The organism is Pseudomonas inefficax, from assembly GCF_900277125.1.
Lineage (GTDB): Bacteria > Pseudomonadota > Gammaproteobacteria > Pseudomonadales > Pseudomonadaceae > Aquipseudomonas > Aquipseudomonas inefficax.
In genome coordinates this window covers 56,400-80,354 of sequence record NZ_OPYN01000179.1, presented here as the reverse complement: position 1 = coordinate 80,354, position 23,955 = coordinate 56,400, and the positions used below count along the sequence as shown (strand labels likewise).

Sequence of the window (23,955 nt, the reverse complement as noted above, 5' to 3'; positions counted from 1 at the left end):
CGCCGCCAGCGGCGGGCGAACAATCAAGCTCACGCAGGCTGAATGCCTGGCAATAACGCAGCGCGATGGTCATGGGGCCGCTGTGCGGCCTATCGTCGGCAAGGCCCTGTCAGGACCACGCCACTTTATGCAGGGAATAGCTCAGCGGTTGTTCACGAAAGGCCAGGTAATGGCGCAGCACCTGCACCGGCGCTTCGGTATGCGGGTAATGGCCGATGCCCTGCAACTGCACGGTGTCCGGCTCCGGTACCAGTTGCCGGTAGCGCTCCACCATGTGCGCACCGGACAGCGGGTCGTCCACGCCATTGATGAAGCGCAGTGGCACGCCTTCTTGCTGCATCGCGCCAACCCAGCGGTCGCGGTGCAACCTGCGCTCCGGCATGTAACCCACCAGCTTGTGCAAGATACGCGTGCCACCATTGGCAGCGATCAGGCTCCAGAAATCATCCAGCGCGCTTTCACTGGGGTGGGTGCAAGGGCCGTAGACCTGCGTCACGTTGCGCACCAGGTCGTCACGCCCGAACGAGCGCCCTACCAGCCAGCCCAGGCGACTGAGCAGCAGCTTCTGGATCAGCAGCATGCGGCAGCTTTCGGGGAACAGCCCGCAATTGAGGAATACGCAGCTGGCGATATTGGCGCGCTGTTCATGATGCCGCGCCAGCATTTCCTGGGCCACACTGCCGCCGTAGTCGTGGGCCAACAGATGCACCGGCTGGTCGACCTTCAGCTCGGCGAGCAAGGCCTGCTGCAGGTCGGCCTGCTCCATCAGGCTGTACACGTGATCGACCGGTTTGGCCGAATCGCCAAAGCCGAGCATATCGCAGGCGATCACTCGGAAGCGCTGGGCCAAAGGCCCCCACAGGTAGTGCCAATCCCAGCTGGCGGTGGGGAAGCCGTGCAACAGAAGCAGGGGCTCTCCTTGCCCTGCGGTCCAGTAGCGGATGCTCTGGCCCCGGAAAGTGAAACTCTGTCCCCGGGTACGCCAGACGCACAATGGAATTTCGGCCATAGGCATCAGAACGGTCCCGGTGAAGTGGTGTCGGCGGAATAGAGCAAGGCTGCGGTCATTGCATGTCACCTCGGCACTTACATGTGCTCTCTATGTCGAGGCTGAGTCTAGCCAGCAGCCCACGCGCTGGAACTTGCGTTTCCAGCCAGCTTGATGACTTGGCGAGTCAGTGGCACGAACGGTCAGAGAAGCATGGCCAGCAGCGGTGCCGCGAACAGGTTCAACAACCCGGTCAGGACCATGACCAGGCCAGCCACCGAGCCTTCCTCGCGGCCTACCTCCTGCGCCCGGCTGACACCGGCACCATGGGCGCCGACGCCGAACAGCGCGCCACGCGCCAGCGGTGTGCGCAACGGCAACCAGCGCAGCAGCACGCCACCGAACATGGCGCCCAGCACGCCGGTGAACATCACGAATACCGCCGTGAGCTCCGGTACGCCACCCAGGTCATGGGCCAATGGCATGGCAAAAGGCGTGGTGATCGAACGCGGCACCAGCGACAGGCTGGTCGCGCTGTCGAGCGCCAACATATGAGCCAACCCCCAGGAACTGGCGATCGAAGCGCTGCTACCAGCGACCATGCCCACCATCAATGCCGGCCAGTGGCGCGCCAGCATGGCCCGTTGCTGCCAGATCGGCACCGCGAATGCCACGGTCACCGGACCAAGCACACTCATCAACCAATGGGTGTTGCGGGCGTATTCGGCATAGGCGGTGTGCAGCGGCACGGCTACCGCCAGCAACAGTACCGGCACCAGGATCAGCGGCGACAGCAGGTAGCGCCCGCTGCGCCGGTACAACCAGCGGCTGCCCAGGTACGCCAGCAAGGTCAGGGCCAGCCAGAACAGCGGCATGGGTTCAAGGCTCACGGCGCAACCTCCAGCGGCACACCAGTTCCACGGTCAATGCGGTCACCACCATTACCATCAGGGTGCTCACGGCAATCACCAGCAGGATGCGCCAGCCCTCGTCACGGATCAGGGCGCCGTAATCGAGCAGGCTCATCAGCGCCGGGATGAAGAACAGCAGCATCTCAGCCATCAGCCAGCCGGCGCCCAGTTGCAGCATGGCCGGCTTGAGCACACCCGAGGCAAACAGCAACAGCAGCAATGCCAGGCCCATCACGCCGCCAGGAATCGGCCAGCCCAACCAAGTGGCAAGCTGGCCACCGAGCAGGAACAGTGCGCAGAGGATCGCCAGCTCGACGAGCAGGCGCAGGGCTTTTTTCAACAACGCGGGTTTCATGGTGGTTCCTCGACAGGCCCTCATTTTAAGATTTGGCTGCCTAGGCCAGAAGCGAATTGTTAGACTGAATGCCATTCCAGAATGGAATTGCGATCATGGAATTCAAACAGCTGCGCAGCTTTATCGAAGTGGTCCACCGCGGCGGTTTTACCCAGGCGGCGCAGACCCTGCACATCAGCCAGTCGGCAGTGAGCAAACAGGTTGCCCAGTTGGAGCAAGATGTGGGCCAGCCACTGCTGGAGCGCCAGGCCTCGCAGCTGCACCTGACCGCTGCCGGGCGCATTGTGCTGGAGCGTGGCGAAGCCTTGCTGCGCCAGCGTCAGGCATTGCTCAGCGAACTGGACGACCTCAGCCAGATGGGCCGCGGTGAGCTGCGCCTGGGCTTGCCGATGCTGGGCAGCGACGCGCTGTTCGCCGGGTTGTTCGCCGAGTATCGGCGGCGTCACCCGAACATCGCGATCCAATTGCTCGAAGGCGGCAGCCGCAGCATCGAACAGGCGGTCCGAAGTGGCGAACTGGAACTGGGTGGCAGCCTGACCCCCGCTGACGAGGCGTTCGAGTACCAGCCGTTCTGCAACGAACCGCTGGATGCCCTTTTGCCTGCCGGCCACAAGCTTGCGGGCCAGGGCGGAGTGGACTTGCGGCAGTTGGCCGATACGCCGTTCCTGCTTTACCAGCGCAGTTTCGTGCTGAACGATCGGCTACTGAAGGCGTGCCAGCAGGAGGGTTTTACCCCCAGGGAAGGCGGACGCAGTGGCCAGGCGGACTTCCTCGCGGCGCTTGTGGCGGCGGGCCAGGGCGTAGTGCTGCTGCCCCGTGTGGTGGCGAAAGCGCTGGAGCGCCCCGGTGTGGTGCGTTTGCCGCTGCGCTCGCCAGGGGATTTGCGGTGGGATATCGCGTTCATCTGGCGGCGTGGTGCGTATCTGTCACGGGCGGCGCAGGCGTGGTTGTCTTTACTACGCGAACATCCCGGCTGACGCGATCCCTGTAGGAGCGGCCTTGTGTCGCGAAAGGGCTGCAAAGCAGCCCCAGGATCTCCGCGGCGTTGCAAACATTGCTGGGGCCGCTATGCGGCCCTTTCGCGACACAAGGCCGCTCCTACAAGGGATCGCGTGAAGCCTCGAGTCAGGCCTTCAGTGCTTGAACAAGCTCAGCCAACCAAGGCTCTGCATCCGCCTCCGGTGTCACCGTCTCGCTGGCATCCAGGCGCAGCATCGGCTGCACTTCCCGCACGCCCAGTTCGGCAAACAGTTCGCGCATTTGCTCGCCACCACCGCAATAGGTATCGCCATAACTGCTGTCACCCAACGCAATCACCGCACCCGGCAGGCCACGCCAGGCCGCAGGCAGGGTGTCACGAATGCTGCTGTACAACGGCATGAGGCTGTCCGGCAGTTCGCCCATGCCAGTGGTCGATGTCACGGCCAGCAAAGCGTCGGGGGCGAAACCTTGAAGGTCCTGCAAGGTGGCGCGCGCCGCATGCCAGGCCTCCAGGCCCGCAGCCTTGAGCAGCGATTCAGCGTGACGGGCGACTTCTTCGGCGGTGCCATAGACCGATCCGGAAATAATGGCGACTTTCATCGGGTAGAGGATTCCGAAACTGAGTGAAAACGTAGGATACTAGCATCCGGCGCTGGCAAAAGGCCGCCTCTACCAAAGTCACCATCCCCAGCCCTGCTTCGCACCCTTGTTTACTCAACGGCCCGAACATGATCAACGCGCAACTGCTGCAATCCATGGTCGATGCGTCCAATGACGGCATCGTGGTCGCCGAACAGGAAGGCGACGACACCATCCTCATCTACGTGAACGCGGCCTTCGAACGCCTGACCGGCTACAGCCGTGACGAAATTCTCTATCAGGACTGCCGCTTCCTGCAGGCAGACGACCGCGACCAGCTTGGCCGCGCCCGCATCCGCAAGGCCCTGGCCGAAGGCCGACCGTGCCGCGAAGTGCTGCGCAACTACCGCAAGGATGGCAGCGCTTTCTGGAACGAACTGTCGATCACCCCGGTAAGGCACGACGTCGAACAGCGCACCTACTTCATCGGCATTCAGAAAGACGTCACTCGCCAGGTCGAACTGGAGCGGGAACTTGCGCAGCTGCGCGTTCGTCCGAAACCCGACGAACGCACCTGAACCAGGTAAGCCACGCACGGTCAATCCCGTTGAAGAAATCGCCATCGAGTTCGATCATGCAAGCAGAAGCGCTCCTGACCCAGGACGAGCTGGATTTCATACAGAACATGCAGCATTCGCCGCAGTTGAACCTGGCCGACCCCATGTCGAGCCTGCTGGTCAATGGCGACCGCCGCATCCAGAGCTTGCTCACCCGCTTGGTGGCCAACGAACAGGTAACCCTGCAGGCGCAGTTCAACAACCAGCAGATCAGCTTCCCGCTGCAACTGGTGGAAGACGAGTTCCATGCCCTGCACCTGCAACTGGGCTCACCGGAAATCTACGAAGACGGCCCCATGCTGCGCCCCTGGCGCCTGTCGATGGAGCAGCCGAGCGCACTGCTCGATGCCCATGGGCAGGAAAGCGGCCTGTGGGTTCGCGATATTTCGTTCAAGGGTACGTTGCTCGAAGTCCGTGGCCTGCCAGCGGCACCAGCCCGCTTCGAACTGCGCTTCGCCCCTGGCAACATCCCTCCCATCGAACTGCATGGCGTGCTGGGGCGGCGCATCGGCCCGGACCTGGCCGCCTACGATCTTAGCCAAAGCCCGGCCGAAGAGATCGAACGCCTGCGTGACTATATCCTCCAGGCCCATCGCCGGGCTCACCCCGAGCTTCACACTCAGGTATCGAGCTGACCGGCCAGAAACTGCCGCAAACGCTGGCGCATCACGCTACCCTGCGCGCCCAGGCAGGCAATCGGGCTGCCAGCAAGGCTGTCCTGTGCCAGTTCCGCCGCTTCACCAGCCAGTAACATCGGGCATTCCAGCCCTGCCACCAGGCGCGTCAGGCGCCGGGTGAGCTCCATTGTGGGCGGCTGATGGGAAAACAGCACCAGGACATTCGGCTTCAGGCGCTCGCAGACCAGTGCCAGTTCCTCCAGCGGCTGCCCGCTCGCCAATGGCGTTACGCCAACTTCATCGCTGCCCAGGGTCAGGCTGGTCACCAGCAGTTCCAGCTCGTGGCACTGCCCCGGCAACGGCGCCAGCAGCACCATGCGGCTGCGCGGTGCACGGGCTAGTTGCAAGCGAGTGGACACCCGGCCACGCAAGAACTGATCGAGGAACAGCCACTCGCTGGCCTGCCCGTAGCCGCCCTGCCCGGCCGCCAGGTCATGCCACACCGGCATGAACACTTCAGCAAATACCTGGTCCAGGGTGCAGGCGGCAAACACCTCGTCGAACAGGCGGTCCAGGCTGGCCAGGTCAAAACGTTGCAGCGCCTGGCGAATCTGCTGCTGCCAGCGCACCCAGGCACCCGCCGCGCCACCTGCCTGGCCGGCAAGGGCATGGTCGCGCGCGAGGATGCTGGCGACCTTGCTTACCGCCACGCCGCGCTCCAGCCAGCCAAGAATGCGACGGATGTCATCGATATCGGCCTGGGAATACAGGCGGTGGCCGCTGTCGGTGCGGGTTGGCTGGATCAGGCCGTGGCGGCGCTCCCAGGCGCGCAAGGTCACGGCATTGACGCCGGTCAGACGGGAAACCTCACGGATCGGAAACAGGTCCTGCTGCGCGAGGCCCGCATCGATTACCGGATTCAGCCCCTGGTCGTTCATCTGCACGGAGTACCCTGTCTGCCCAAGTTGAACACCTAGTCTACTACGGCTACACCAGACGCTGGGCCGCAACCGTTTGCCGGCTGACAGTTGCCGAAGATCGCGCATGGGCGATAATCCGCGCCCGATTCTTGCATGCACGCCTGCGTCGCCCACCACCCCGGGCCACACAGCCAAAGGGGCCGGCTACCCGCCAGCCCTGTTGCCAGGAGATACACGATGTCTACCCCACCCGTTACCTTGATGGTGTCGCGCCGCGCCGCCCATGGCCGCTACCAGGACCTGCTGGCCTGGCTGCATGAAGGCGAACAGCTGGCAACCGACTTCCCCGGCTACCTTGGCTCGGGCATCCTCGCGCCACCCCGCGACAGCGACGAATTCCAGATCATTTTCCGTTTCAGCGACGAGCCGACCCTGCATGCCTGGGAGCATTCCGCCTCGCGCCGGGCCTGGTTGCAACGCGGCAACGGCCTGTTCGAACGCCCCAAAGAGGCGCGCGTGAGCGGCATTGATGACTGGTTTGGCACCAACATGGTGCAAAAACCGCCACGCTGGAAGCAGGCCGTGGCCATCTGGCTGGCCTTCTTCCCGGTCTCGCTGGTGTTCAATCTGGTGTTCGGCCATTGGCTGGCACCCCTGGACCTGGTACCACGGGTACTGCTCAGCACCCTGGGCCTGACGCCGTTGATGGTCTACCTGTTCATCCCCCTGTCCACGCGCCTGCTGGCCGGCTGGCTGCATGCATCTGCGGCCCCCGCTGGCGCCCTGCGTAGCCGCTGAGGCCAGGCCGTACACGCGGAAGACAGTTCGGGTATGCTGGGCGGCAACCAAAGGACAGACAAGTTGACCGCCCCGAACATGAACAGCCCCATTCTCGTTACCGGAGCCAGCCAGCGCGTCGGGCTGGCCCTGGCCCTTGAACTGGCGCAGGCCGGCCATAAGGTGGTCAGTGCCAGCCGCAGCATTCAGCCTCAGACGGCCCACCCGAACATCGTGCAGTTCCAGGCCGACCTGTGCCAGCTGGCCGACCGCCAGGCTTTGATCGACCACCTGCACAACCATTACGACGGCCTGCGCGCGATCATCCACAACGCCTCGCTTTGGCTCGACGATGGCCTCGACAACCTCGAGACCATGTTCCGCCTGCACGTCGAAGCGCCCTACCATCTCAACCTGGCCCTGGGCGACCTGCTGGCCAAGGTGGAAAAGGCCGACATCATTCACATTTGCGACGAAACCTCTTCGCGCGGCAGCAAAAGCCACATCGGCTACGCCGCGACCAAGGCCGCGTTGCAGAACATGGTGCTGTCATTCGCCGAAAAATATGCGCCCAAGGTGCATGTGAACGGTATCCTGCCGGGGCTGCTGATCCTCAAGGAAGGGGGTGACGAAACCTACCGCCAGCAGACCCTGAAGAAGGCCCTGCTGGAGTTCGAACCCGGCGCCGGCCCGCTGATCGAGACGGTCAAGTACCTGCTCGCCAGCCAGTACAGCACCGGCAGCCAGGTGGTCATCAACGGTGGCCGCCACCTGAAGAACCGCATGACCTGAGAGAAGCCCATGACCCCACAGCAACAGCTCGAACTCGAAGCCGCCGCGTTCCGGCGCCTGGTCGAACACCTGCAGAAGCGCACCGACGTGCAGAACATCGACCTGATGAACCTGTCCGGCTTCTGCCGCAATTGCCTGTCCAAGTGGTACAAGGCCGCGGCTGACGAGCGCCAGCTCGACCTGAGCCTGGATGACGCCCGCGAAGCGGTGTACGGCATGCCCTACGCCGAGTGGAAAGCCCAATACCAGAAAGAAGCCAGCGCCGACCAACAAGCGGCGTTCGAAAAAGGAAAACCCCGTGACTGACCTGAACACCCTGCGCGCCAGCCTGGCCAGCGGCCAACACGTGTTTGCCGATACCCTGGCGTTCATTGCCGAGAACTACAGCTACCAGCCACAGGCCTTCGACAATGGCGGCGTGGCGAATGCGGCCGGGCAGAACGAAGGTTCGTGCAAGACCCTGGGCCTGGCGCTGCTGGAAGGGCTGAGCGACCAGGAAGCGCTGCTGGCCTTCGGCGAGCACTACCGTGATGTGGTGGCCACGCCCGAAGGCAGCGACCATGGCAATATCCGTGCGCTGATCGAGCATGGGCTGGCGGGCGTCAAGTTCGCCGAGCTGCCGCTTGCGCGCAAGGCGTAAGATTGCCGGGGCCGCTTTGCGGCCCTTTCGCGACACAAAGGCCGCTCCCACAGAAGAAATGCGATCTCTTGTGGGAGCGGCCTTGCGTCGCGATGGGCTGCAACGCAGCCCCAGATTTTCCAACCTACCATCAATCCATGATGGTTCCCGGCATCCCGCTCTCCAGCCCCCCCTGCCGCAACCACTGCAACGCCACCGGCCACAAACTTTCGCGAAACCGGTCATGGAAGAACGCAAAGTGGCCAATTTCATCGACCGAGATATCCACAGGCGCAATACGCAGGTGCTTGCGTTCGGCGCCCTGCAGATAGCCCAGCAAACGCTCAGTCGCCGCCACGGTACCAAAGGGGTCATCGGTCAGGCTGATGGCCAGCGTCGCCGCCCGCACCTGGGCGAACGGTAGTGCCTCCAGTGCACGCCCGCTGGGTCGATGCTCATAGCGCGGGGTATGGGTGGTCCAGTCATGCACCACGCCGGATGGCGTGTCCTCCAGCCAACCCAGGCGCTTGCCGGGAAAATAACCGAACACCCGGGTGAGCAGCGGCATTACCACATGCCACTTGCCGAACAGCTGCCAGCGCTGGCCAGCCGCGTAATCGCGCCAGTAGGCGAATTGTGCGCCAACCATCACCACCCGGCGAACCTTGCTCGCCGACGGTGCCAGCCCCACTGCGCAGCCGCCAAAACTGTGCCCCACCACGTCCACCGGCTGGCCGGGGAAATGTTCTGCGGCGTGCATCAGCATGGCTTCGAAATCCAGACGGCCCCAGTCGCTCCAAGATGCCTGGAAGCCGCGCAGCGAGGCCGGGCGGGATTCGCCGATGCCACGGTAGTCGTAGGTCAGCACATCGCAGCCTTGGGCGAACAGGTAGTCGGCGAAACGCGAGTAGTAGCGGCAGCGTACCGAGGTGGCAGCGTTGATGATCACCAGCGGGCGCTGGGGGTCAGGCCGGGCGTGGCGCCAGCGGAAGCCGCCGAGGCTGTAGCCGTCGGCTGCGGTGTGGCGAAAGGCAGTGGCGGGTTGGGTGAGGCTGCTCATGGCACATTCCCTGTTGTTGTGCGCCAAAGCTAGCAAAGTTTTTATAGCCTGTACCGGCCTCTTCGCGGGTAAACCCGCTCCCACAGGGCCCCCACTGCCTTCAGGCTTGGTGAGATCCCTGTGGGAGCGGGTTTACCCGCGAAAGGCCGGTACAGGCCGATAGCGATTACAGCTCGACGCAGTCGAACTTCACATCAGTAGCCACGTCTTCGTCGTAGTTGACGTCAGCGCGCTCGAAGCCGAACAGGTTGAGGAACTGCTTCTTGTAACCGGCGTAGTCGGTCAGCTCGAACAGGTTCTCGGTGGTCACCTGTGGCCACAGCGCCTTGCAGGCGTCCTGCACGTCATCACGCAGTTCCCAGTCGTCCAGGCGCAGGCGGCCCTTCTCGTCGACCTCGGCCGGCGCGCCGTCGGCACGGTACATGCGGTCGCGGTACATGCGGTCCAGCTGGTCCTGGGTGCCTTCGTGAACACCCTTCTCCTGCATGATCTTGAACACCATCGACAGGTACAGCGGCATCACCGGGATGGCCGAGCTGGCCTGGGTAACCACCGACTTCAGTACCGCCACGTTGGCGCCGCCCTTCACTTCACCGGCCAGTTTCTTGTCCAGGCGCAGGGCAGTTTCGTCCAGGTCCTGCTTGGCCTGGCCCAGCGCACCGTGCCAGTAGATCGGCCAGGTGATATCGCTGCCGATGTAGCTGAAGGCCACGGTGCGGGCGCCTTCGGCCAGCACGTTGGCGCCCGCCAGAGCGTCGATCCACAGCTGCCAGTCCTGGCCACCCATGACGGTAACGGTGTCGGCGATTTCCTGCTCGGTAGCCGGCTCGATGCTGGCCTCGATGATGGTGTCCTTGTTGGTGTCGATGGCGGTCGACTTGTATGGCTGGCCGATCGGCTTCAGGGCCGAACGCACCAGTTCACCGGTTTGCGGCAGCTTGCGCACTGGCGAGGCCAGCGAGTAGATGACCAAGTCGACCTTGCCGCCCATTTCGTTCTTGATCAGCTCGATGACCTTGGCACGGGCTTCGTCGGAGAAAGCGTCACCATTGATCGACTTGCTGTACAGGCCCTCGGCTTTGGCGAACTTGTCGAAGGCTGCAGCGTTGTACCAGCCAGCGGTGCCGGCCTTGGTCTCGGTGCCTGGTTTTTCGAAGAACACGCCCAGGGTGTCGGCCTTGAAGCCGAACGCCGCGGTGATGCGGGCTGCCAGGCCGTAGCCGCTGGAAGCACCGATGACCAGGACCTTCTTCGGGCCATCCTCGCGCACGCCCAGTTTGCGGGTGGCTTCGATCTGGTCACGGACGTTGAGCTCGCAGCCCTTCGGGTGAGTCGTGGTGCAGATGAAACCGCGGACCTTAGGATGAATGATGGCCAATGTCTGTACCTCGTCAGGTTTATGCCGGGGGAAGCGCCACCGTGGGCGATTCCGGTTGATCAGAGGGTGAGACTACCCCTGCAGGTTATCCGACACATATTACGGGGTGATCAGAGGGATTCAAAACCGAGGTTTTCCTGTGCCGGCCTCTTTGCGGGCTCGCCCGCTCCCACAGGGATGGCGCAAATCCTGAAGGCTGCGCAATACCTGTGGGAGCGGGCAAGCCCGCGAAGAGGCCGCCACAATCAATCGCGGTGGCGACGGCGCCCAGTGATCATCGACCACGGCAGGTTTTCCCGCATGCGCACGCTCTCGTAGACGGCCGCGAGCACATGCACGCAAACCAGCACGAGCAGCCCATTGGCCAGCCAGCTGTGCAGGTCCATCGGCCAATCGACGCCAAACAGCGCGTCCACCTCCTCCGACGCCCACCCGGTAAGGCCCAGGCCGGCGATGCAGGTCAGCATCAGCACCATCACCAGCGCGCCAATCGGCGAATGCCCCATGTGATGGTCAAGCTCCCCATGCAGCAACGCCCGGGCATGCCCGAGCAGGTTTGCCGGGGTTGGCCAGAAATCGGCCCAACGCGCGCTGCGTGGCCCGACAAAGCCCCAAATCACACGCACCACCACAACGGCCAGTGCGTAGTAGCCCAGCCACTGGTGCCAGTCGTCACCTTCTTCGTTGAAGAAGTAATTTGCGAAGAACACCACGGCGATCGACCAGTGGCACAGCCGCAGTAGGGGGTCCCACAGCTGCACCGTGCCGTCGCTGTTCAATCGTGGTACTCGGTCTTGACTGCCTTGCCCGTCACTGGGTCATGGTAGATTTCGACCTTCTTGCCATCCTTGTCAAAACCGTAGATCTCGTAGCAGTTACCCTTGGTAACCTTGAACTTGTTGATCTTGTAGCCCTGCTCCTTGAGCTGCGCCTGGAATTTTTCCTGATCCTGCCAGGTGCTTTTGTCTGCGGTGGTGCATTCGGTGGCCGCGAATGCACTACCGCTGCCGATCAAGAGGGTCAGGGCAATCAATGTACGCATGGGCATGAACTCCATTCAGATGAGTGTTGTAGCGCATCCCTAAGCGTAGTTCTGCGGGCCACTTTGCGCTCATTCATTTGCTTTCCAGATCAATCATAAAGAAAAACAAACTTAACAAATGAGCCAAAGCCACCGATGCTTGGGGCATTACGCCCATCGCACGGAGAACAACAACATGAACGACGTGGTCATCGTCGCAGCAACCCGTACCGCCATCGGCAGCTTCCAGGGCGCCTTGGCCACCGTACCTGCAGTAGACCTCGGCGCCGCCGTGATCAAGCGCCTGCTGGAGCAGACCGGGCTGGCCCCGGCGCAGGTCGACGAAGTCATCCTGGGCCAGGTACTGACCGCCGGCGCCGGGCAGAACCCTGCACGCCAGGCCGCGATCAAGGCCGGCCTGCCCTTCAGCGTGCCGGCAATGACCCTGAACAAGGTCTGCGGCTCGGGCCTGAAGGCGCTGCACCTGGCCACTCAGGCCATCCGCTGCGGTGACGCCGAGGTGGTAATCGCCGGCGGCCAGGAGAACATGAGCCTTGCCCCCTACGTGATGCCTTCGGCCCGTACCGGCCAGCGCATGGGCCATGGCCAGCTGATCGACAGCATGATCACCGACGGCCTGTGGGACGCCTTCAACGATTACCACATGGGTATCACGGCCGAAAACCTGGTGGACCAGTACGGTCTAAGCCGCGAGCAGCAGGATGCCTTTGCCGCCGAGTCGCAGCGCAAGGCGGTGGCGGCCATGGAGGCCGGCCGCTTCGATGATGAAATCACCCCGATCGTGCTGCCGCAGAAAAAGGGCGAGCCCAAGGTGTTCGCGCGGGACGAGCAACCACGCCCGGATACCACCGCCGAATCCCTGGGCAAACTGCGCCCGGCGTTCAAGAAGGATGGCAGCGTCACCGCCGGCAACGCCTCGAGCCTGAATGACGGCGCCGCCGCCGTGCTGCTGATGAGCGCTGCCAAGGCCGAGGCCCTGGGCCTGCCGGTTCTGGCCAGGATTGCGGCTTATGCCAGTGCCGGTGTAGACCCGGCGATCATGGGCATCGGCCCGGTTTCGGCCACCCAGCGCTGCATGGACAAAGCCGGCTGGCAATTGGCCGAGCTGGATCTGATCGAAGCCAACGAAGCCTTTGCCGCGCAGGCGCTGGCCGTGGGCAAGGCGCTGGAATGGGATGCTGCGCGGGTGAACGTGAATGGCGGGGCGATTGCCTTGGGCCATCCGATTGGTGCTTCCGGCTGCCGGGTGCTGGTGACCCTGCTGCACGAAATGATCAAGCGGGATGCCAGGAAAGGCCTGGCGACCCTGTGCATCGGTGGCGGGCAAGGGGTGGCCTTGGCCATCGAGCGTTGAATCAGCGATTGATTTAAACAGGCCCGGCCTCTTCGCGGGCTTGCCCGCTCCCACAAGTACCGCACACGCCTTGAAATTTGTGCTGCACCTGTGAGGGCGGGCCTGCTTGCAAAGAAACCTCAGATATCAGAATCGCTCATCGGCAATAGCCGGCAGAGTCAGCTCGCGCACATAACTCGCCGCCGACAACTCCAGCAGCGTGCGCACCATCAGCACCACATCGTGCAGCGGTATCAGCCCCCCTTCCCCCCGCACTGCAGCCTCGGCCAACGGCACCTCCAGACCATCCTCGGTATTCAGGTAGCCCAGGTTCAGGCACGTCACCCCAAGCCCCTGCCCCCGATAACCTTCACGCAAGGCCTCGGCAATGCCGCGCAGGGCGAACTTGGAAGCGGCGAAGGTGACTTCCGGGCGACCGCTCTGGGGCAGGCCCGATGTGGAACCGGTAAGGATGATGCGTGGTTTTTCGCTTTCCAGCAGCAACGGCAGCAGGCGCTTGATCAGCAGGATGGTTGCCGTGATGTTGCAGTCGACCATGCGCTGCAATTGCGCATCGCGGTCGACGAGGAAGCTGTAGTGCGCTTCGAAGGCCTCGGCCTCCCACAAGCCGAGGTTGTAGATCAGAGTGTCCACCCCGCCATCGGCCAGAGCCCGGGCGATGGTCTCGACGGCCGTAACCGGCTGGCCGAGGTCGGCTTCGATCCAGCGGGTTTCGATGCCCTTGCCGATGTTCATTGCAGCTGGTTTGGCGCGCGACACACCAATCACTGTATCGCCCGGTTTTCCCAGCCCTTCCATGAAGGCCTTGCCCAGGCCCTTGCTGGCGCCGACTACCAGAACTCTCATCGCATCACTCCCTGTCGATTTGAATCGGAGCCGACATTCTAGGGGGTTTGTAGTGTCTGTGCCGGCCTCTTCGCGGGTAAACCCGCTCCCACAGGTACCGTGCACAACTTGAATGCAGTGGTGCTGCTGTGGGAGCGGGTTTACCCGCGAAGAGGCCGGTACAGGCGGCGAATAATCAGGCGGTAGCGCGCAACTCGCGAGCAGCGGCAACCATATTGATCAGCGCTGCCTCGGTCTCCGGCCAGCCACGGGTCTTCAGCCCGCAATCCGGGTTGACCCACAAGCGCTCGGCCGGGATACGCCGGGCAGCCTTGCGCAGCAGCTTGACCATTTCCTCACGGGTCGGCACCCGTGGCGAATGAATGTCATACACACCCGGGCCGATCTCGTTGGGATAGGCAAACCGCTCGAACGCCGCCAGCAGCTCCATGTCCGACCGCGAGGTCTCGATGGTGATCACGTCGGCATCCATCGCGGCGATCGACTCGATCACGTCGTTGAACTCGCTGTAGCACATGTGGGTGTGGATCTGGGTTTCGTCACGCACCCCCGAGGCAGCCAGGCGGAAGGCCTCGGTGGCCCACTCCAGGTAATTGGCCCAGGCGCCGTGGCGTAGCGGCAGGCCTTCACGGAAAGCCGCTTCGTCGATCTGCACGATCCTGATACCCGCCGCTTCCAGGTCGACCACTTCGTCGCGAATCGCCAGCGCCAGTTGACGCGCCTGCACCTCGCGGCTCACGTCTTCACGCGGGAACGACCACATCAGCATGGTCACCGGCCCGGTCAGCATGCCCTTCATCACCTTGCTGGTCAGGCCCTGGGCATAGGTGATCCATTCTACGGTCATGGCCTTCGTCCGGCTCAGGTCGCCAACGATCACCGCAGGCTTCACACAACGCGAACCGTAACTCTGCACCCAGCCGAAGCGGGTGAACGCATAGCCATCGATCTGCTCGGCGAAGTATTCGACCATGTCGTTGCGCTCGGCCTCACCGTGCACCAGTACATCCAGGCCCAGGTCCTCCTGGATTTTCACCGCATGGCGGATCTCGCTGTGCATGGCCTCGGCGTAATCGGCCTCGGTCAGCTTGCCCTGCCTGTAGGCCTGGCGTGCCAGGCGAATCGCCGGGGTCTGTGGGAACGAACCGATGGTGGTGGTCGGAAAGGTGGGCAAGTCGAGCCCCGCACGTTGCTTGACGATACGTTGGGCAAACGCCGATTGACGCTGGCTGTCAGTGGGCTTGATGGCTGCCAGGCGGGCCTGCACGGCAGGTTTGTGAATACGCGGCGAAGCGGCGCGGCTGGCTTGCACGGCCTGGCTCTGGGCCAGTGCGGCGGCAACATCGTCGGCTTGCGGGGCATTGATGGCCTTGGCCAGCAGTGCCGCTTCCTGGCACTTCTGCACGGCGAAGGCCAGCCAGCTGTGCAGTTCGGCATCGAGCTGGTCTTCACGGTCCAGGTCCACCGGGCTGTGCAACAGCGAACAGGACGGCGCCACCCACAGCCGTTCCCCCAGGCGCTCATGGGCATGGCGCAATACCTCCAGCGCCTTTTCCAGGTCACAGCGCCAGACGTTGCGGCCGTTGACCAGGCCCAGCGACAGCACCTTGTAGGCCGGCAAGCGGTCGAGAATGGTCGGGTACTGCTCGGGCGCCCGCACCAGGTCGATGTGCAGGCCATCGACCGGCAGGTTGGCGGCCAGGCCCAGGTTGTCTTCCAGGCCGCCGAAGTAGGTGGCGATCAGCTTCTTCAGTGGCGCCCGCTGAAGGATGTTGTAGACGCGCTCGTAGGCGTTCTTCCAGGCCTGAGGCAGGTCCAGGGCCAGGATCGGTTCATCGATCTGTACCCATTCCACGCCTTGGGCAGCCAGGCGGTTGAGGATCTGGTCGTACAGCGGCAACAGGCGGTCGAGCAGCTCCAGCTTGTCGAAATCGCCACCCTTGGCCTTGCCCAGCCACAGGTAGGTCAGCGGGCCGATTACCACTGGCTTGACCGCATGGCCCAGAGCCTGGGCTTCTGCCACTTCTTCGAACAGCTGCTCCCAGCTCAGGGCGAACTGCTGGTCGGCAGTGAATTCGGGGACCAGGTAGTGGTAGTTGGTGTCGAACCACTTGGTCATTTCCTGGGGGTGCGCGCTGCCGCAGCAGCTGTCACCCACGGCGCCACGGGCCATGGCGAAAAGGGTCTGCAGGGTGGGCCTGGCAGCGTCGTTGCTGCGAAAACGCTGCGGGATCACGCCGAAGGTCAGCGAGTGGGTGAGCACCTGGTCGTACCAGGCGAAGTCGCCGACCGGCAGCAGTTCGATGCCGGCATCTTTCTGCACCTGCCAGTGGCGGGCACGCAGCTCGCGGCCGACCGCGCGCAGGCCGGCTTCGTCGAGTTCACCCTTCCAGTAGGCTTCCTGGGCCTTTTTCAGCTCGCGGTCGCGGCCGATACGTGGAAAGCCCAGGTTGTGTGCCAGTGCCATGTCTTGTCCCTCAGCATGCATAAATGGATGAGGGGGATTTTCCGGGTGCAGCCATCTTGAGACAAACTCATTAAATTTGAGATGAACTCAAGGTTTTCTCATGATCATGAATTTGTACTGCCTGTATTGGCCCCTTCGCGGGCATGCCCGCTCCCACAGGGTTCCCCACAAGCTTCAAGGTTCATGCATTATCTGTGGGAGCGGGCGCGCCCGCGAAGAGGGCAGCACAGACAAACCCGAATGTCTCATTCAGAGCACCACCCTGCGCATCCGGACATGACCCCACCCGCCTTCTGCCGCACAATGCCACCCTGACCAAACCAGGTACCCGGCCCCATGAGCCTGTTAAAAACCGCGCTGCGCGAATACACCTTCGTCTGCGTCATGGAGTTCGTCCCCAAGCCCTCCGCAGAACGCTTTGCCGCCATGGACGAGATCCTGGCCCGTGCGCACCTCTGCGGTTGGCCAATGACCGTGGCCATCGGCGACCGCGTCGGCAGCCCGCTGGACATGTCACCACTGGACGCCCTCGCCTCGTTCGGCAACCCGGTACCCGCCCTGCCGCACTTCTCCGGAAAAGACCGCGAACGCCACCACCTGCTCGCCCAACTGCAACGCATGGATGCCGCCGGCCTGGACCAGCTGTTGCTACTCACCGGCGACCGCCTGCCGGGCCATCAGCCCGGCCAGCGCCCGGTGCGCTACCTGGAATCGGTCGCAGCCCTGCAGATCGCCCGCCAGGCCTGCCCGCACTGGCTGCTTGGCGCTGCGCTCAACCCGTTCAAGTACTGTGAGGAAGAAGGCGGCGCCCAATACTTCAAGGCCGAGAAAAAACTGGCGGCGGGTGCCGACTTCCTCACCCTGCAACTGGGTTTCGATGCCGGCAAACACCAGGAAGCCATGCACTGGATGAGCCGCCAGGCCACGCCCAGGCCGATGCTGGCCTGCCTGATGAGCCTGACCCACGGGCGTGCGACGATGCTCGAGCACGTGGCCGGCGTGACCGTCACACCGTCCATGCGCGACATGCTGGAAGCAGAAGCGGCGCAGTCCAAGGCCTTTGCCCAGGCGCGCAGCGTCGACCGCCTGGCCTTGCAGATCATCGGCGTGAAGCTGATGGGCTACGCCGGCGTGCATCTGTCGGGGGTTCATGAACTCAAGCAACTGCTGGCCCTGGAGGCACGCATCGAGCACTGGCAGGCGCAAATCCACACCCTGGAACAATGGGCGCCGGCCTGGCAGGCCAGCTGGCAGATGCCCGGCATGCCGGCAGTCAGCTTCAATCCGCCGCAGGCAAGCTGGCGCCAGGGCGAGTCACGGGTCGATGCCTCGTTCAAGGAGAAAGCGCGCTATCACCTGATGCATGGCATGCATTCGCTGCTGTTCAGCCGCCGCAATGGCCTGAGCAAGGCATTTGGCTGGGCCGTGCGCCAGCCGATGTGGGCCACCCGCCTCGGCGCGCAGGTGCTGCACAAGGTGGAACACGCGGTGAAGAAACCGCTGGTAGGCTGCGACACCTGCGGCCGCTGCCGCCTGGAAGACACCCTGTACATCTGCCCGGAAACCTGCCCCAAGGGCCTGGCCAATGGCCCCTGTGGCGGCACCTCGCTCAACAGCTGCGAGTTCGGCGACCGCGAGTGCATCCACAGCGTCAAGTACCGCACCGCCAAGGCGGTGCGGCAGACGGCGCTGCTGACCGAGCGCCTGATCCCGTGCATCGAGGTCGAAACACGCCACCGCAGCTCATGGCCGCAGTGGTTCGCGCCCCACACCCCACGCCGGCTCAGCCCGCAGCCAGCGCCTCGAACCCAGCCCGAATAGTAGCTTCGGGCAGTTCGTCTGCGATGAACACCATCACGCTCTCGCGGGTTTCACCCTCGGCCCACTCGGCGTCCCAGTCGAAACCGTAGAGCTTGAGCACACCCTGGAACACCAGCTTGCGCGCTTCCCTAGCAATGTTCAGCACGCCCTTGTAGCGCAGCAGCTGCTTGCCGTGGGTTTCCAGCAGTTCGTTCATGAAGTCGCTGAGGCGGTCGATGTCCAACGGGCTTTCCGTGCGCAGCACCAAGGTGGAGATCCGGTCCGGGGTAGCGGGCTTGAGCAGCGGGCGTAGCGCTGGCTTCAGGTTCGCGCCCAGATCCGGGTTGAGGTTGAAACCACGCACATCAAGCAGCTCGGCCAGGTCGATGCGGCCATGCTCGACCACGCGGACCGCAGCTCGGCCATTGATGCGGGCCAGGCGCTCGCGCAGGGCCTCGACTGCAGCGGGCTCGACCAGGTCGGTCTTGCTCAGCAGCAGGCGATCGGCAAAGCCGACCTGGGCCTGGGCGATGGTCTGGGTCAGGTGCAGCTCGGAGTGGGCGGCATCGACCAGGGTGATGATGCCGTCGAGGATGTAGCGCTCACGCAGTTCCTCGTCGATGAAGAAGGTTTGTGCCACCGGCGCCGGGTCGGCCAGGCCGGTGCATTCGATTACCAGGCGGTCGAAGGCGATCTCGCCGGCATCCAGGCGTTCGAGCAGCAGGTACAAGGCACGGGTCAGGTCGCCGTGGATGCTGCAGCACACGCAGCCATTGGCCAGGGTCATCACCTGCACCGGCTCGTCGCCCAGCAGTTGGCTGTCGATGCCGGCCTCGCTGAACTCGTTTTCGATCACGGCGATCTTCAGGCCATGCTCGGCCTTGAGCATGTGCTTGAGCAAGGTGGTCTTGCCGGCACCGAGGAAGCCAGTGAGTACGGTTACGGGAATAGGCGTCTGCACGCAGAACATCTCCTGTGCAGTGAAATGGACGGGGGGAGCGCGATCCCTGTAGGAGCGGCCTTGTGTCGCGATCGGGCCGCAACGCGGCCCCGGATTTTCAGCTTCGCAGCCAACAATGCCGGGGCCGCGTTGCGGCCCGATCGCGACACAAGGCCGCTCCTACACAGTACCGCGCTAGCCTGGACTTAGCAGCACTTGGGCCCGGACTTGCCACCGTATCGAGCTTCCTGCCGTTCGCGGAAGAACTCCTCGTACGTCATGACCGGCTTGTCCGGGTGCGTCTTCTGCATGTGCTCGACATAGTTGTCGTAGTCGGGCATGCCGACCATCAGGCGGGCTGCCTGCCCCAGGTACTTACCCAGTCGACCCAGGTCGTTGAACATCGCAGCAGTCCTCTCAAGCGTCAGGCAGAGCCTGGAACGGGGTTTCCTTGTCGGTGCGCTCCTTGCGGCCGAGGGCGGCGAAGCCGACCTTGACAGCGAAGAACAGCACGCTGAACACCACCACCAGGAACAGCACGGTCAGGCCGGCGTTGGTGTAGGCGTTGAAGATCACGTGCTGCATCTGCCCGATGTCCTTGGCCGGGGCCAGTACCTGGCCGGCGTCCAGCGCAGTGCTGTACTTCTTGGCCAAGGCCAGGAAGCCGACTGCCGGGTTCGGGTCGAACAGCTTGATCAGGCCTGCGGTGGTGGTGCAGATCAGCAGCCACACAGCCGGCAGCAGGGTGACCCAGACGTAGCGCTGGCGCTTCATCTTGATCAGCACCACGGTGCCGAGCATCAGCGCGATACCGGCCAGCATCTGGTTGGAGATGCCGAACAGCGGCCACAGGGTGTTGATGCCACCCAGCGGGTCGATCACGCCCTGGTACAGCAGGTAGCCCCACAGCGCCACGCAGCCGGCAGTACCGATCAGGTTGGCAGTCCACGATTCGGTGCGCTTGAGCGCCGGCACGAAGCTGCCCAGCAGATCCTGCAGCATGAAGCGCCCGGCACGGGTACCAGCGTCCACCGCGGTGAGGATGAACAGGGCCTCGAACAGGATCGCAAAGTGGTACCAGAAGGCCATGGTGTTTTCACCCGGCAGTACCTGGTGCAGGATCTGCGCAATACCCACCGCAAGGGTCGGTGCACCACCGGCACGGGCCAGGATGGTGTGCTCGCCAATGTCGCGGGCGGTAGCCTCGAGCTGCTCAGGGGTGATCAGGAAGCCCCAGCTGCTGACCGTTTGCGCCACCGACGCCACATCGGCACCGACCACAGCGGCCGGGCTGTTCATGGCGAAGTACACGCCTGGTTCGATCACCGAGGCGGCGACCATGGCCATGATGGCAACGAACGATTCCATCAGCATGCCGCCGTAGCCGATGTAGCGGGCGTTGGTTTCGTTGTCCAGCAGCTTCGGCGTGGTCCCCGAGGAGATCAGCGCGTGGAAGCCCGACACCGCGCCACAGGCGATGGTGATGAACAGGAACGGGAACAGGGTGCCCTTCCACACCGGGCCGGTGCCGTCCGTGAACTGGGTCAGCGCCGGCATCTTCAGCTCGGGGGCAATGATCAGGATACCGATGGCCAAGCCGACGATGGTGCCGATCTTGAGGAAGGTCGAGAGGTAGTCACGTGGCGCCAGTACCAGCCATACCGGCAGTACCGCAGCGACGAAGCCATAGCCCACCAGCATCCAGGTGATCTGCACGCCGGTGAAGGTGAACGCCGGGCCCCAGGTCGGATCTGCAGCGATCTGGCCCCCCAGCCAGATCGAAGCCAGCAGCAGCACCACGCCGATGACCGAAATCTCACCGATATGGCCCGGGCGGATGTAGCGCATGTAGATGCCCATGAACATCGCGATCGGGATGGTCGCCATCACCGTGAACATGCCCCAGGGGCTTTCGGCCAGGGCCTTGACCACGATCAACGCCAGCACCGCAAGGATGATGATCATGATCAGGAAGCAGCCGAACAGGGCGATGGTACCCGGTATGCGGCCCATCTCCTCGCGCACCATGTCGCCCAGCGAGCGGCCGTTGCGGCGGGTGGACAGGAACAGGACCATGAAGTCCTGCACCGCACCGGCCAGCACCACGCCGGCGATAAGCCACAGCGTACCGGGCAGGTAGCCCATCTGCGCGGCGAGTACCGGGCCGACCAAGGGCCCTGCGCCAGCAATGGCAGCGAAGTGGTGGCCGAAGAGAATGTGTTTGTTGGTCGGGACGTAGTCCAGGCCGTCGTTGTTGAGCACCGCCGGGGTGGCACGGCGCGGATCGAGTTGCATCACCTTGGTGGCGATGAACAGGCTGTAGTAGCGATAGGCGACCAGGTAGAGGGCCACTGCCGCGACCACGATCCACAAGGCATTGATCGCCTCGCCGCGACGCAGGGCAACCACACCCAGCGCGCAGGCTCCTAGGACTGCCAGCGCCAGCCACGGAATGTGGCGTAGCAGGCTATTATTGTTGTTCATGGTTTGCTTCCAGCTGGTGGATTGGAAAAGACCGCCCACCGAGTCTAGGGCGAGTCATCGCGCATTGCCATACTTGCTTTGGTCTAGAGCCTCTGCAGCCAGATTGCGGTACCTGATGTACATACCACTCTAACTATAGTCAGGATGTCACCTGAAGACCCATGCGAGGATCTACCCCATGAGCCATCACGACGAACGCCGCCGTTTCCAGCGCATCGATTTCGATGCCCCCACCGAGCTGCGCCAGGGCGACCGCCGCTGGCCGGTAAAGCTTCTGGATCTGTCGTTAAAAGGCCTTCTGGTCAATCGCCCCGAGCCGTGGGACGCCGATCTGACCCAAGACTTCGATGCGATCATCCATCTCGACCGCGATGTGCGCGTGCAAATGCAGGTGGAGTTGCGCCATGAAGAAGCTACCCGCCTGGGCTTTATCTGCCTGTATATAGACGTCGATTCGATGAGTCATTTGCACCGTCTTGTGGAATTGAACCTCGCCGACAGCACCGAAATGATGCGTGAGCTGCGCGAACTCATCGAAGAATGAAATCTCTTAGCTAGCTAATGGCTTCCCCACCTTGTGTTTCTTGTCTACCCAGACAGCTTTAAGCCTGGGTAGCGGCGCTTTGTACACACCCCTCTAGCACAGCCTCTGTCGAGTTGGTACGCCTTCTGCATTGGGTCTCCGCACACCTTGCGGACGCTCTTGTGCGCGCTCCAATCAAAATATTGTATACAATTTTAGTGGCAATCATTTGTAGGAAGTGTCTACAGTAGCGCCACAACAATAAACAGAGAGCCTGCTCCATGACTACGTCCCCTAGCACGTCTCCCACCAAGCGCCCCGAGGATGAAAACCTCGGCCTTGGTGCCAACCTGGCCTATGGTCTGCAGCATGTGCTGACCATGTACGGGGGGATCGTCGCGGTACCCCTGATCCTGGGGCAGGCCGCGGGCCTGAACGGCGCCGAAATCGGCATGCTGATCGCCGCGTCGCTGTTTGCCGGTGGCTTGGCCACCCTGCTGCAAACCCTTGGCCTGCCGTTCTTCGGCTGCCAGTTGCCGCTGGTGCAGGGCGTTTCGTTCGCCGGTGTGGCAACCATGGGTGCAATCCTCAGCAGCGAGGGCGGCGGTGGCTTGCCGGGCGTGCTCGGCGCGGTCATGGCAGCGTCGCTTATCGGCTTTCTGATCACTCCGGTGTTCTCGCGCATCACCAAGTTCTTCCCACCGCTGGTAACCGGCATCGTCATCACCACCATCGGCCTGACCCTGATGCCCGTGGCCGCTCGCTGGGTGATGGGTGGTAACAGCGCCTCGCCGGAATTCGGCAGCGTGGCCAACATCGGCCTGGCAGCCCTGACCTTCGCCATCGTGCTGTTGCTGAGCAAGCTGGGCAGCGCGGCGATCTCGCGGCTGTCGATCCTGCTGGCCATGGTGGTCGGCACCCTGATCGCCTGGGCGCTGGGCATGGCCGACTTCAGCAAGGTCACCGAGGGCCCGATGTTCGCCTTCCCTACGCCGTTCCATTTCGGCATGCCGGAATTCCACATCGCCGCGATCCTTTCGATGTGCATCGTGATCATGGTGACGCTGGTGGAAACCTCGGCGGACATCCTCGCCGTGGGTGAGATCATCGATACCAAGGTCGACTCCAAGCGCCTGGGCAACGGGCTGCGCGCCGACATGGCATCGAGCATCCTGGCGCCGATCTTCGGCTCGTTCACCCAGAGCGCGTTCGCCCAGAACGTCGGCCTGGTAGCCGTGACCGGGGTCAAGAGCCGCTACGTGGTGGCCACCGGTGGCGTGATCCTGGTGGTGCTCGGCCTGCTGCCGATCATGGGCCGGGTGATTGCCGCTGTCCCTACTCCGGTACTGGGTGGCGCGGGCATCGTGCTGTTCGGCACCGTGGCGGCCAGCGGTATCCGCACCCTGTCCAAGGTCAGCTACAAGAACAACGTCAACCTGATCATCGTCGCTGCCTCGCTGGGCTTCGGCATGATCCCGATTGCCGCACCGACCTTCTACCACCACTTCCCGAACTGGTTCGAGACCATCTTCCATTCGGGCATCAGCTCGGCGGCGATCATGGCCATCCTGCTGAACCTGATCTTCAACCACTTCACCGCCGGCAACTCGGACCAGCAGTCGGTATTTGCCGCCGCGTACGAGCGCACCATCCAGTACTCGGACATTTCAGCGCTGCGTGATGGCGACTACTTCAAGGATGGCAAGCTGTTCGATGCCGAGGGTAATGAAGTGCCGATGCTGGAGCTGGATGAGCATGGCAATGAGACGGTCAGGCGCACGCCGGTTGCCGAACATTGACTGCTGACTGAGCGGTGAGGTGGGGGGCCGACGCGCATCGTCGGCCCCCTTTTTCATTTACCTGTCAGGGCCCTATCGCCGGCAAGCCAGCTCCCACAGGAATTCC

At 63.3% G+C, this 23,955-nt stretch carries 25 protein-coding genes; 11 read left to right on the top strand and 14 right to left on the bottom strand.

Annotated elements, in window-relative coordinates; genetic code table 11:
* Positions 1-109: 109 nt before the first annotated feature.
* The 3 genes from JV551A3_RS21935 to JV551A3_RS21925 form a co-directional block, all read right to left on the bottom strand.
* A complete protein-coding gene (locus JV551A3_RS21935; protein ID WP_133975393.1) occupies positions 110-1,015 on the bottom strand; it encodes an alpha/beta fold hydrolase in 906 nt (301 codons plus the stop codon).
* Positions 1,016-1,191: 176 nt separating this feature from the next.
* Positions 1,192-1,878, bottom strand: a complete 687-nt coding sequence (locus JV551A3_RS21930) for an LrgB family protein (RefSeq protein ID WP_024087732.1) — start codon at positions 1,876-1,878, stop codon at positions 1,192-1,194.
* Positions 1,868-2,254, bottom strand: coding sequence for a CidA/LrgA family protein (locus JV551A3_RS21925; RefSeq protein WP_112250172.1), 387 nt, complete (start codon positions 2,252-2,254; stop codon positions 1,868-1,870). Before JV551A3_RS21925 ends, JV551A3_RS21930 begins: the two co-directional genes overlap by 11 nt.
* A gap of 95 nt (positions 2,255-2,349) precedes the next feature.
* On the opposite strand from JV551A3_RS21925, the gene JV551A3_RS21920 reads away from it, so the two are divergent.
* Positions 2,350-3,231: a LysR family transcriptional regulator gene (locus JV551A3_RS21920; protein ID WP_133975395.1), complete on the top strand. Its 882-nt coding sequence runs from the start codon at positions 2,350-2,352 to the stop codon at positions 3,229-3,231.
* A 148-nt stretch (positions 3,232-3,379) separates the two neighbouring features.
* On the opposite strand, the gene JV551A3_RS21915 is transcribed toward JV551A3_RS21920, so the two are convergent.
* Complete coding sequence (locus JV551A3_RS21915; protein ID WP_133975397.1) at positions 3,380-3,835, bottom strand: flavodoxin; 456 nt, start codon at positions 3,833-3,835, stop codon at positions 3,380-3,382.
* A gap of 128 nt (positions 3,836-3,963) precedes the next feature.
* Between JV551A3_RS21915 and JV551A3_RS21910 the strand changes: the two genes are divergently transcribed.
* Together JV551A3_RS21910 and JV551A3_RS21905 are read left to right on the top strand one after the other, a co-directional pair.
* Positions 3,964-4,392 carry a PAS domain S-box protein gene (locus tag JV551A3_RS21910; protein ID WP_112250166.1) on the top strand — a complete coding sequence of 143 codons (429 nt, stop codon included), beginning with the start codon at positions 3,964-3,966 and terminating at the stop codon, positions 4,390-4,392.
* A gap of 56 nt (positions 4,393-4,448) precedes the next feature.
* Entirely contained in the window at positions 4,449-5,066 is a 618-nt protein-coding gene (locus tag JV551A3_RS21905) for a hypothetical protein (protein ID WP_112250164.1), read from the top strand.
* On the opposite strand, the gene JV551A3_RS21900 is transcribed toward JV551A3_RS21905, so the two are convergent.
* Positions 5,051-5,986 carry a MerR family transcriptional regulator gene (locus JV551A3_RS21900; RefSeq protein ID WP_133975495.1) on the bottom strand — a complete coding sequence of 312 codons (936 nt, stop codon included), beginning with the start codon at positions 5,984-5,986 and terminating at the stop codon, positions 5,051-5,053. The two genes, JV551A3_RS21905 and JV551A3_RS21900, sit on opposite strands and share 16 nt — an antisense overlap.
* A gap of 219 nt (positions 5,987-6,205) precedes the next feature.
* On the opposite strand from JV551A3_RS21900, the gene JV551A3_RS21895 reads away from it, so the two are divergent.
* Genes JV551A3_RS21895 through JV551A3_RS21880 form a run of 4 tightly spaced genes read left to right on the top strand, consistent with a single transcriptional unit; the run spans position 6,206 to position 8,177 of the window.
* Complete coding sequence (locus tag JV551A3_RS21895; protein WP_133975399.1) at positions 6,206-6,766, top strand: antibiotic biosynthesis monooxygenase; 561 nt, start codon at positions 6,206-6,208, stop codon at positions 6,764-6,766.
* A 33-nt stretch (positions 6,767-6,799) separates the two neighbouring features.
* Positions 6,800-7,537, top strand: a complete 738-nt coding sequence (folM, locus tag JV551A3_RS21890; protein WP_112250158.1) for a dihydromonapterin reductase — start codon at positions 6,800-6,802, stop codon at positions 7,535-7,537.
* Between the two features lie 9 nt (positions 7,538-7,546).
* Positions 7,547-7,843, top strand: coding sequence for a DUF1244 domain-containing protein (locus tag JV551A3_RS21885; RefSeq protein ID WP_003260708.1), 297 nt, complete (start codon positions 7,547-7,549; stop codon positions 7,841-7,843).
* The gene (locus tag JV551A3_RS21880; RefSeq protein ID WP_112250156.1) at positions 7,836-8,177 is read left to right on the top strand and encodes a HopJ type III effector protein; all 342 of its coding nucleotides are present in this window, start codon (positions 7,836-7,838) and stop codon (positions 8,175-8,177) included. The genes JV551A3_RS21885 and JV551A3_RS21880 overlap by 8 nt, the downstream gene beginning before the upstream one ends.
* A gap of 130 nt (positions 8,178-8,307) precedes the next feature.
* Here the strand turns inward: JV551A3_RS21880 and JV551A3_RS21875 are convergent, their stop codons facing one another.
* The 4 genes from JV551A3_RS21875 to JV551A3_RS21860 all read right to left on the bottom strand — a co-directional run bounded on the left by JV551A3_RS21875 (position 8,308) and on the right by JV551A3_RS21860 (position 11,636).
* Complete coding sequence (locus JV551A3_RS21875) at positions 8,308-9,216, bottom strand: alpha/beta hydrolase family protein (RefSeq protein WP_133975403.1); 909 nt, start codon at positions 9,214-9,216, stop codon at positions 8,308-8,310.
* A 166-nt stretch (positions 9,217-9,382) separates the two neighbouring features.
* Positions 9,383-10,594: an enoyl-ACP reductase FabV gene (gene fabV, locus JV551A3_RS21870; RefSeq protein WP_075046363.1), complete on the bottom strand. Its 1,212-nt coding sequence runs from the start codon at positions 10,592-10,594 to the stop codon at positions 9,383-9,385.
* Between the two features lie 245 nt (positions 10,595-10,839).
* Complete coding sequence (locus JV551A3_RS21865) at positions 10,840-11,373, bottom strand: cytochrome b/b6 domain-containing protein (protein ID WP_133975405.1); 534 nt, start codon at positions 11,371-11,373, stop codon at positions 10,840-10,842.
* Positions 11,370-11,636: a PepSY domain-containing protein gene (locus tag JV551A3_RS21860; protein WP_133975407.1), complete on the bottom strand. Its 267-nt coding sequence runs from the start codon at positions 11,634-11,636 to the stop codon at positions 11,370-11,372. Before JV551A3_RS21860 ends, JV551A3_RS21865 begins: the two co-directional genes overlap by 4 nt.
* Positions 11,637-11,811: 175 nt before the next feature.
* On the opposite strand from JV551A3_RS21860, the gene JV551A3_RS21855 reads away from it, so the two are divergent.
* On the top strand, positions 11,812-12,990 hold the full coding sequence (locus JV551A3_RS21855) for an acetyl-CoA C-acetyltransferase (RefSeq protein ID WP_133975409.1): 1,179 nt from the start codon (positions 11,812-11,814) through the stop codon (positions 12,988-12,990).
* Between the two features lie 126 nt (positions 12,991-13,116).
* Here JV551A3_RS21855 and JV551A3_RS21850 read toward each other — a convergent pair whose 3' ends face one another.
* Together JV551A3_RS21850 and metE are read right to left on the bottom strand one after the other, a co-directional pair.
* Positions 13,117-13,836, bottom strand: coding sequence for an SDR family NAD(P)-dependent oxidoreductase (locus tag JV551A3_RS21850; protein WP_133975411.1), 720 nt, complete (start codon positions 13,834-13,836; stop codon positions 13,117-13,119).
* Between the two features lie 175 nt (positions 13,837-14,011).
* The gene (gene metE / locus JV551A3_RS21845; protein WP_133975413.1) at positions 14,012-16,303 is read right to left on the bottom strand and encodes a 5-methyltetrahydropteroyltriglutamate--homocysteine S-methyltransferase; all 2,292 of its coding nucleotides are present in this window, start codon (positions 16,301-16,303) and stop codon (positions 14,012-14,014) included.
* A gap of 336 nt (positions 16,304-16,639) precedes the next feature.
* On the opposite strand from metE, the gene JV551A3_RS21840 reads away from it, so the two are divergent.
* The gene (locus JV551A3_RS21840) at positions 16,640-18,124 is read left to right on the top strand and encodes a methylenetetrahydrofolate reductase C-terminal domain-containing protein (RefSeq protein ID WP_133979117.1); all 1,485 of its coding nucleotides are present in this window, start codon (positions 16,640-16,642) and stop codon (positions 18,122-18,124) included.
* Here JV551A3_RS21840 and yjiA read toward each other — a convergent pair.
* The 3 genes from yjiA to JV551A3_RS21825 form a co-directional block, all read right to left on the bottom strand.
* Positions 18,087-19,064 (bottom strand): GTPase, encoded by a 978-nt coding sequence (gene yjiA, locus JV551A3_RS21835; RefSeq protein ID WP_133975417.1) that lies wholly within the window; start codon positions 19,062-19,064, stop codon positions 18,087-18,089. The genes JV551A3_RS21840 and yjiA overlap by 38 nt on opposite strands.
* Before the next feature lie 185 nt (positions 19,065-19,249).
* Positions 19,250-19,447 (bottom strand): YbdD/YjiX family protein, encoded by a 198-nt coding sequence (locus JV551A3_RS21830; protein ID WP_016713459.1) that lies wholly within the window; start codon positions 19,445-19,447, stop codon positions 19,250-19,252.
* Positions 19,448-19,460: 13 nt separating this feature from the next.
* A complete protein-coding gene (locus tag JV551A3_RS21825) occupies positions 19,461-21,527 on the bottom strand; it encodes a carbon starvation CstA family protein (protein ID WP_112250144.1) in 2,067 nt (688 codons plus the stop codon).
* A gap of 178 nt (positions 21,528-21,705) precedes the next feature.
* On the opposite strand from JV551A3_RS21825, the gene JV551A3_RS21820 reads away from it, so the two are divergent.
* On the top strand, positions 21,706-22,071 hold the full coding sequence (locus JV551A3_RS21820; RefSeq protein ID WP_133975419.1) for a PilZ domain-containing protein: 366 nt from the start codon (positions 21,706-21,708) through the stop codon (positions 22,069-22,071).
* 260 nt (positions 22,072-22,331) lie between these two features.
* Positions 22,332-23,849 carry a nucleobase:cation symporter-2 family protein gene (locus JV551A3_RS21815; RefSeq protein ID WP_133975421.1) on the top strand — a complete coding sequence of 506 codons (1,518 nt, stop codon included), beginning with the start codon at positions 22,332-22,334 and terminating at the stop codon, positions 23,847-23,849.
* The last annotated feature ends 106 nt before the right edge of the window (positions 23,850-23,955 follow it).